The sequence below is a fragment of the Microbacterium sp. Leaf351 genome, from assembly GCF_001423825.1.
Lineage (GTDB): Bacteria > Actinomycetota > Actinomycetes > Actinomycetales > Microbacteriaceae > Microbacterium > Microbacterium ginsengisoli.
Map to the genome: position 1 here is coordinate 126,979 of NZ_LMPK01000033.1, position 8,219 is coordinate 135,197.

The following is an 8,219-nucleotide window of genomic DNA, read 5'->3' on the forward strand; positions in this document are numbered from 1 at the left end:
CGTGGTCGCGCGCCTCATGGAGCTCGTCAACGCCATCCGCAAGACGATCGACGGGGGAGCCGGAGCGGGCGACGCCGCCGTGCGCGAGGCGATCGAGGCGGTGGCGCTCGTGCTCGACCTGTTCGCCCCGCACACTGCGGAGGAGATATGGGAGCAGCTCGGCTACGAGCCCTTCGTGGGGCTCGCAGGATGGCGCCAGGCCGACCCGACGCTGCTCATCGAGGACGCCGTGACGGCTGTCGTGCAGATCGACGGCAAGGTGCGGGCCACCCTCGAGGTGCCGGCGCGCATCGGCGCGGAGGAGCTCGAGAAGCTCGCCCGCGCCGACGAGCGGGTCGTGCGCGCCCTCGGCGACAAGCAGATCGTGCGCGCGATCGTGCGCGCCCCGAAGGTCGTCAGCCTCAGCACGCGCTGAGCCCTCCACAGCGACGCCGGGGCACCGGTCGTCCACCCGGCACCGCGGTGGCGCCCGGGCCGCGAGACCGGCGCGCCTAGCGTCGGGGTGTGCGCGGCTCCGATGACCTCCCCACTGTGCGCCCGGGTGTGCGGGTGGGCGTCGGGGCGGCCGTGGTCGTCGTGCTCCTCGCCCTCGGGGTGACCGTCGTCATCGGCATGGTGCGATCCGGCGGGTCGACAGACGTGATGGATGCCGCGGCATCCACCTCGCCCTCTGCCGCGCCGTTCGGACAGGTCTACGTGCATGTCGCGGGGGCCGTGGCGACGCCCGGAATGTATCGGCTCGCGAGCGGCGCGCGCCTCGCCGACGCGATCGCGGCAGCGGGCGGGTTCACCGCCGATGCCGACCGGGCGGCGGTGAACCTCGCGCGCACCGTGTCAGACGGCGAGCAACTCGTCGTGCCGGTCGTCGGCACATCACCGCAGGGGGGGCACAGCGCCGGCGGCCGGCGACGGGCTCGTGAACCTGAACACGGCGGATGCCGCGGCGCTCGACACCCTTCCAGGTGTCGGGCCGGCCACCGCGGCGCGCATCCTCGCGTGGCGCGCGGAGCACGGCCGATTCGGCAGCGTCGATGACCTGCTGAGCGTGTCGGGGATCGGCGAGAAGACGCTCGACGAGCTGCGCGACAAGGTCACGGTGTGAGGTGGGTGCCTATCGCCTCGTTCCGGTCGCCGGTCTCACCTGGGCGGCCGCGGGCATCGCGCTGTTCGGAGGCGCGTCGATCGTTGCGGCGATTGGTGCAGCGGTTGCTCTCGGAGCCATCGTCACGCTGTGCTGTGCCCGCCGCGCGGGCGGTCGGACGCGCGCGGCGCTGGTCGTCGCGGTGCTCGCAGCGTGCGGTGCGGGGGCCGCGGCATCCACTGTCGTGTTCTCGACACCCGCGCGCGAGCAGGTTCGTGACGCCCTGATCGATTCCCGTGCCGAGTCGGTGTCGGTGCGTGTCGTCGGCAAGGTCGAACCGCGCGCGCAGGGGTCTGCGTTCGACGCGCAGGTGGTGTCCGTCGAGACCCGCACGGCTCCACGCCCCGGACGCGACGTTCCCGTCGTCGTGCTCGCGCGAGGCGGTGTCGGCGCAGGCACCGAAGTGGGCGCGGTCGTGCGCGTCGAGGCACCGGCGTTCGGGGCCGACGCCGGCGATCGCGCCGTCGCCGTGCTCACCGCGGACGCGCCGCCCACAATCGAGCGGCCGGCCGACGGCGTGCTGGCGGGCGTGGCCGCGCTGCGCCGCGCGCTCGCCCACGCCACCGTCGGCCTGCCCGGCCCGGCCGCGGGACTCATCCCCGGGCTCGCGATCGGCGACACCGCACTCGTCGACGACACGCTCGATGCGCAGATGAAGACCGCCTCCCTCACGCACCTCACCGCCGTGAGCGGGGCGAACTGCGCGATCGTCGTCGCGCTCGGCTTCGCCGCAGCCGCCGCGCTCGGCGCGCGCAGACGCATGCGCGTCGCTGTCGGCCTCACCCTGCTTGTCGGGTTCATCACGCTCACGACGCCCGAACCCAGCGTCGTGCGCGCCGGGGCGATGGCGGCGATCGCCATGATCGCCGTGCTGACAGGACGCACCGCCACCGGCATCGGCGTCTGGTCGCTCGCGCTCACCGTGCTGCTCGTGCTCGACCCGTGGCTCGCGACTTCGATCGGCTTCGCTCTGTCCGCCGCGGCGACGGCGGCGCTGCTCGTGCTGGCGCGGCCCCTCGCCGCCGGGCTCGGCCGCGTGATGCCCCGCGCGCTGGCACTCGGCATCGCGGTGCCGCTGTCCGCCCAGCTCGTCTGTGCGCCGCTCATCGTCGTGCTCACCCCGACGGTGCCGATCTACGGCGTCGTCGCCAACCTCATCGCCGCCCCGGCAGCGCCCGTCGCGACGATCGTCGGGCTCGCCGCGACGCTCGCGGCGCCCCTCCCGGTGCTGCAGCAGGGACTGGTCGCCGTCGCGTGGCTACCGGCCGCATGGATCGCCGAGACCGCCCGCCTCTTCGCCGCATTGCCGTTTGCGACCGCGCCGTGGCCGGGCGGCCCCCTCGGCATCGTCGCGCTCGCCCTCGTGGGCGCCGCCACGCTCGGACTGCTCGCGCCGCTCCCACGCCGGCGACTGCGCACCGTCACGCGCGCGGCATCCGTTCTCATCGTCTCGGTGACGGCGGGCGCCACGATCGCCGCGACGGTGCTGCTCCCCGTGGTCTCGCGAGGCGCGATGCCACCCGACTGGAGCATCACCATGTGCGACATCGGCCAGGGCGACGCGGTATTGGTGCGCTCCGCGAGCGAGGTGGCGCTGATCGACACCGGAGACGATCCCGAGCTGTTGAGCGGATGCCTCGACCGTGCCGGGATCGACAGCATCGACCTGCTCGTGCTCACCCACTTCGACCGCGATCACGTGGGTGCCGCACACGCATTGAACGGACGTGTCGACACCGTGATGCACGGTCCGACGACCGAACGTCGCGAGACGGACATCGTCCGCGCGCTCGGCGCCGCCCGCACCGTCGTCGCCCACGCGGGGATGAGCGGAATGCTCGGCGATGCGCGCTGGCGCGTGCTGTGGCCCACGGCGACGGCGGGGGAGTTCGCCGAAGGCAACGACGGGAGCGTGGTCGTCGAGATGGGCGGGGGTGCGGTCCCGCCCGCGATCTTCCTCGGCGACCTCGGCGCGACGGCGCAGCGGGCGCTCCTGCGTTCCGGTGGAATGTCGTCGGGGCTGCAGGTGGTGAAGGTGTCACACCACGGTTCCGGCGACCAGGACCCCGGTCTCTACCGTCGCATCGGTGCCGTCATCGGGCTCGTTTCGGTCGGGGCCGGCAACAGCTACGGCCACCCGCGCGACACCGCACTCGCACTGCTCGCCGCCGCCGGAACGACGGTCGTCCGCACCGACACCGACGGCATGGCCGCCGTCAGCGAGGTCGACGGGCGCCTCGTCGTCTGGCACGCCGGAACCCGCGACGTCGACGGCCCTCGGTAGGCTTTCGGCATGGCCGCTCCCCGTAGACCCGCACGCGCGAGCGCCATCCCGCAGCTCTCCTGGCGCACCCCGCAGCCCGCGCCGATCGTGCTCGTCTCAGGCCCCGAAGAGGTCTGCGCACAACGGGCGACCAGCGGCATCCGCAGCTATCTGCGAGCCGAAGACGAGGCGCTCGAAGTCAGCGACATCGACGCGGCGGACTACACGGCGGGGTCACTGCCCGCCTACGCCGCGCCCTCGCTGTTCGGCGAACCGCGCCTCATCCGCGTCACCTCGGTCGAGAAGTGCAGCGATGCGTTCCTGGCCGACGCGCTCGCGTACCTCGCCGCCCCCCAGGAGGGCGCCACCGTGGTGCTGCGTCACTCCGGCGCGAGCGTGCGCGGCAAGAAGCTGCTCGACGCCATCAGGGCGGGCGAGGGCGGAGGCGTCGAGATCGCCTGTCCCGCCATCACCCGCGACGCAGACCGCGTCGACTTCGCGGCGGGCGAGTTCCGTGCCGCGAACCGCCGCATCGAGCCCACGGCGCTGCGCGCTCTCGTCGCCGCGTTCGCCGACGACCTCACCGAACTCGGCGCCGCCTGCCAGCAGCTTCTCGCCGACGTCGACGGCACGATCGACGACCGCATCGTCGAGCGCTACTACGGCGGGCGGGTCGAGACATCCGCGTTCACCGTCGCCGACACAGCGATCGCCGGGCGGCACGGTGAGGCGCTGCTCGCGCTGCGTCAGGCGCTCGCCTCGGGCGCCGACCCCGTGCCCCTCGTCGCCGCGCTCGCCTCCAAGCTGCGCACCATGGCTCGCGTGGTGGGCTCGAGGGAATCAGCGCCCGCCCTGGTCGCGCGACTCGGCATGAAGGACTGGCAGGTCGACCGCGCGCGTCGCGATCTCAACGGCTGGTCGTCAGAGGCGCTCGGGGGAGCGATTCAGGCCGCCGCCCGCGCAGACGCCGAGGTCAAGGGCGCCAGCCGCGATGCGACGTTCGCCGTCGAGCGTCTTCTCACGATCGTGGCGACGCGGCGGCCCTACGGCGACTGAACGCCGCGGTTCGTCACGCTCGCGCGTCAGGCGCGCATGCCGCCCCCACGGTGTGCACGCGACCCCGCGCACACCACGCGATCCCGCGCACAAAACGTGAAGGCCCGCCCCGCCCACGCTGTGCACGCGATCCCGCGCACAAAACGCGCGACCCCGCGCACAAAACGTGAAGGCCCGCCCCGCCGAAGCGGTGCGGGCCTTCACGATGGTCGCTCAGAGAGCGGAAACCTGCTTCGCGATCGCCGACTTGCGGTTCGCGGCCTGGTTCTGGTGGATGACGCCCTTGCTCACGGCCTTGTCGAGCTTCTTGGTCGCGGTGCCCAGAGCCTTCTCGGCGGCGGCCTTGTCGCCGGCGACGATGGCCTCACGGGTGCGACGCACCGCGGTCTTCAGCTCGCTCTTGACGGCCTTATTGCGCTCGTGCGCCTTCTCGTTGGTCTTGTTGCGCTTGATCTGCGACTTGATGTTTGCCACGTGTGGTCAGACTTTCGTTTCGGTGTTGTCGTGGTGGTGCCGTGCAGCGAGAGAGGGGCGCTGTGCGGCGAATCGCGGGGGTCTGGGATTCCCCACACGCAAGCCAAAAGCCGAGTCTACCAAACGAGCGGGCTCCGCACGAAACGTCAGGCTGCGGCATCCGTCTCGTCGACGGCAGTGCTGTCGATCGTGGCCAGCGCGAGATCCAGCACCGCGTTGAACACGCGCGGTGCCATCGCCGTCACGAGGTGCGTGGTGTGGGGAACGACGATCAGCTCGGCGTCGGGGAGGAGCGTCTGGAAGAGCTTCTCGCTCACCCGCAGCTGATCCCACTGGCCGTTCACGAACCACGTCGGCACCCGGATGCGCGACACCGCCGCCATGAGGTCGAGGGCTCCGAGGGCGCGCAGCGCCGTGTCCTGCGACTCGAACGCGTACCCGCCCGCCCCGAAGTCCCACCGCGTCTCCGACGGGAGGGTGCGATCGAGCACACGCTCTCCCAGCCATTCGCCGTGACCAGGAAGGCTGTTGAAGGAGCCGACCGCGGCGCGATAGGCGACGAGAGGGATGCCGCGCGGCAGCGCCGTGCACGAGGCACCGATGTACGCCGCAATCGGGGGAGCGACCACGGCGCCTGCGTACTGGGTCGTGAGGAGTCCGCCGAGCGAGTGCCCGACCAGGAGCACGGGACCGGTGTCCGCAGCCGACCGCACCGCGTCGTCGATGGTGCGGAAGGCCTCGTCGAGCGTGAACGGCTCACCGCGTCGGGTGCCGTGTCCCGGCAGGTCGAGAGCCACCGCCGACACCCCGCGCTGCTCGAGATGGGCCACCTGTGCGCGCCACATGGTCGCGGACGTGCGGATGCCGTGCACCATCACCACGGTCGTCACCATGTGCCCACTGTAGAACCGGTGGCTGGGCGTGAGGGCGGTGCATCCGAGGCGGCACCCTAGAATCGTCGGGACATGTCTCCGCGTGCCCTCTCTCCGCTCCAGCCCAGCGCCACCCCGCCGGCGAGCATCCGCAACTTCTGCATCATCGCCCACATCGACCACGGCAAGTCGACCCTGGCCGACCGCATGCTGCAGATCACGGGTGTCGTCTCCGACCGTGACATGCGCGCGCAATACCTCGACCGCATGGACATCGAGCGCGAGCGCGGCATCACGATCAAGAGCCAGGCGGTTCGCATGCCCTGGCAGACCGCGGACGGCACGTTCGCGCTGAACATGATCGACACACCCGGGCACGTCGACTTCACCTACGAGGTGTCCCGGTCGCTCGCCGCCTGCGAAGGCGCGATCCTGCTGGTCGACGCCGCGCAGGGCATCGAGGCGCAGACGCTCGCGAATCTCTACCTGGCGCTCGAGAACGATCTCGAGATCATCCCGGTGCTGAACAAGATCGACCTGCCCGCCGCCGACCCCGAGAAGTTCGCCGGCGAGCTCGCGAACCTCATCGGCGGGTCGCCCGACGATGTGCTGCGGGTGAGCGGGAAGACCGGCCTCGGCGTCGAGGAGCTGCTCGACCGCATCGTCGAGCGCATCCCGTCGCCGAAGGGGAACGCGGATGCCCCGGCCCGCGCGATGATCTTCGACTCCGTGTACGACGCCTACCGCGGCGTCGTCACCTATGTGCGCATGGTCGACGGGAAGCTGGAGCCGCGGGAGCGCATCCAGATGATGTCGACCAAGGCGACGCACGAACTGCTGGAGATCGGCGTCTCGAACCCCGAGCCGACGCCCACCAAGGGGCTCGGCGTGGGCGAGGTCGGCTACCTGATCACGGGCGTGAAGGATGTGCGCCAGTCGAAGGTCGGCGACACCATCACGAACCTCCGCAAGCCCGCGACCGAGGCACTCTCCGGATACACGGACCCGAAGCCGATGGTCTTCAGCGGCATCTACCCGATCGACGGCAGTGATTACGCCGATCTGCGCGAGGCCCTCGACAAGCTCAAGCTCTCCGACGCCTCGCTGCAGTACGAGCCCGAGACCTCGGTCGCTCTCGGGTTCGGGTTCCGCTGCGGGTTCCTCGGTCTGCTGCACCTCGAGATCATCACCGAGCGCCTGGCCCGCGAGTTCGGCCTCGACCTCATCACGACCGCACCGTCGGTCACTTACGAGGTCACGACCGACACCGGGGAGACCGTCGTGGTCACGAACCCGAGCGAGTACCCGGACGGTCGTGTCGCGTCGGTCTCCGAGCCGGTCGTGAAGGTCGGCATCCTGCTGCCGAAGGACTACGTGGGCACCGTGATGGAGCTCTGCCAGACGCGCCGCGGCACCCTGCTCGGCATGGAGTACCTCAGCGAGGACCGCGTTGAGCTGCGCTACAACATGCCGCTCGGCGAGATCGTCTTCGACTTCTTCGACCAGCTGAAGTCGAAGACCCAGGGTTACGCGAGCCTCGACTACGAACCCGCGGGATCCCAGACCGCCGACCTCGTCAAGGTCGACATCCTGCTGCAGGGCGACAAGGTCGACGCGTTCAGCTCGATCGTGCACCGTGAGAAGGCGTACTCGTACGGCACGATGATGACCGAGCGGCTGCGCAAGCTCATCCCGCGCCAGCAGTTCGAGGTGCCGATCCAAGCCGCGATCGGCGCCCGCATCATCGCCCGGGAGAACATCAGGGCGATGCGCAAGGATGTCCTCGCGAAGTGCTACGGCGGTGACATCACCCGAAAGCGCAAGCTCCTCGAGAAGCAGAAAGAGGGCAAGAAGCGCATGAAGATGGTGGGTCGCGTCGAGGTGCCGCAGGAGGCGTTCATCGCCGCCCTGTCGGGAGACGTGGACGGCAACGAGAAGAAGTAGGCGGGTGCACCACATGCGCAAGGGAACGACCCGGGACGGCGTCGTCGACTACGCGGCGGTCGGAGCCACACAGGCGGTCGACCTCATGCAGTACCCGCCGGAGCGGAGCCTCCCGGCAGAGTCGTCCTGGCGCATCGGCAGCGGCGAAGAGCGATTCCGCGCGGCGGGCGACGCGCTGCTGAGCTGGCAGGCGCTGCGTGATGCGGGCCTCACCGTGAAGGACGTCACCCCCGCCGCCGGCCCCACCTACGCCGGGGTGAGCTTCGACGAGAACCGTCAGCCCATCGCGCCCAGCCGTCTCGAGGCCGATCAGCGCTTCGACGCCGACGGCACACCGTGGGTGGCCGCGGGAGCGAGCGTGCGACTGCACGGCCGTGTCGACGGCATGAACGCCGACGGGCACCTCCGGGTCATCTTCGTCACGGAGGAGCCGCGCCGCGTCGGATTCGTGCTCGGCACCCTCGGCGAG

At 71.0% G+C, this 8,219-nt stretch carries 8 protein-coding genes and 1 pseudogene; 7 read left to right on the forward strand and 2 right to left on the reverse strand.

Annotated features, from left to right (window positions below; all coding sequences use genetic code 11):
* The 5 genes and pseudogenes from ASG00_RS17880 to holA all read left to right on the forward strand — a co-directional run.
* The coding region (locus ASG00_RS17880; RefSeq protein WP_235559466.1) for a class I tRNA ligase family protein at positions 1-415 on the forward strand (415 nt) is incomplete at its 5' end.
* Positions 416-729: 314 nt separating this feature from the next.
* Positions 730-795: pseudogene (locus ASG00_RS18760) on the forward strand (competence protein ComEA); the annotation flags it as partial.
* 121 nt (positions 796-916) lie between these two features.
* Positions 917-1,102, forward strand: a complete 186-nt coding sequence (locus tag ASG00_RS18765; RefSeq protein ID WP_327037311.1) for a ComEA family DNA-binding protein — start codon at positions 917-919, stop codon at positions 1,100-1,102.
* Between the two features lies 1 nt (position 1,103).
* Positions 1,104-3,425, forward strand: coding sequence for a ComEC/Rec2 family competence protein (locus tag ASG00_RS08965; RefSeq protein WP_056208746.1), 2,322 nt, complete (start codon positions 1,104-1,106; stop codon positions 3,423-3,425).
* A gap of 9 nt (positions 3,426-3,434) precedes the next feature.
* Positions 3,435-4,460: a DNA polymerase III subunit delta gene (gene holA / locus ASG00_RS08970; RefSeq protein ID WP_056208750.1), complete on the forward strand. Its 1,026-nt coding sequence runs from the start codon at positions 3,435-3,437 to the stop codon at positions 4,458-4,460.
* Positions 4,461-4,673: 213 nt separating this feature from the next.
* On the opposite strand, the gene rpsT is transcribed toward holA, so the two are convergent.
* Complete coding sequence (gene rpsT / locus ASG00_RS08975; protein ID WP_045246847.1) at positions 4,674-4,934, reverse strand: 30S ribosomal protein S20; 261 nt, start codon at positions 4,932-4,934, stop codon at positions 4,674-4,676.
* 146 nt (positions 4,935-5,080) lie between these two features.
* The gene (locus ASG00_RS08980; protein ID WP_056208755.1) at positions 5,081-5,827 is read right to left on the reverse strand and encodes an alpha/beta fold hydrolase; all 747 of its coding nucleotides are present in this window, start codon (positions 5,825-5,827) and stop codon (positions 5,081-5,083) included.
* Positions 5,828-5,899: 72 nt separating this feature from the next.
* Between ASG00_RS08980 and lepA the strand changes: the two genes are divergently transcribed.
* Complete coding sequence (lepA, locus tag ASG00_RS08985) at positions 5,900-7,750, forward strand: translation elongation factor 4 (protein ID WP_056208758.1); 1,851 nt, start codon at positions 5,900-5,902, stop codon at positions 7,748-7,750.
* Between the two features lie 13 nt (positions 7,751-7,763).
* On the forward strand, positions 7,764-8,219 hold a 456-nt coding region (locus tag ASG00_RS08990), incomplete at its 3' end, for a DUF1990 family protein (protein ID WP_056208762.1).

Excerpts from the sequence above, each read along its gene's own strand:
- ASG00_RS08980 (WP_056208755.1), bottom strand. The coding sequence starts at position 5,827 with ATGGTGACGACCGTGGTGATGGTGCACGGCATCCGCACGTCCGCGACC.
- lepA (WP_056208758.1), top strand. The coding sequence starts at position 5,900 with ATGTCTCCGCGTGCCCTCTCTCCGCTCCAGCCCAGCGCCACCCCGCCG.
- holA (WP_056208750.1), top strand. The coding sequence starts at position 3,435 with ATGGCCGCTCCCCGTAGACCCGCACGCGCGAGCGCCATCCCGCAGCTC.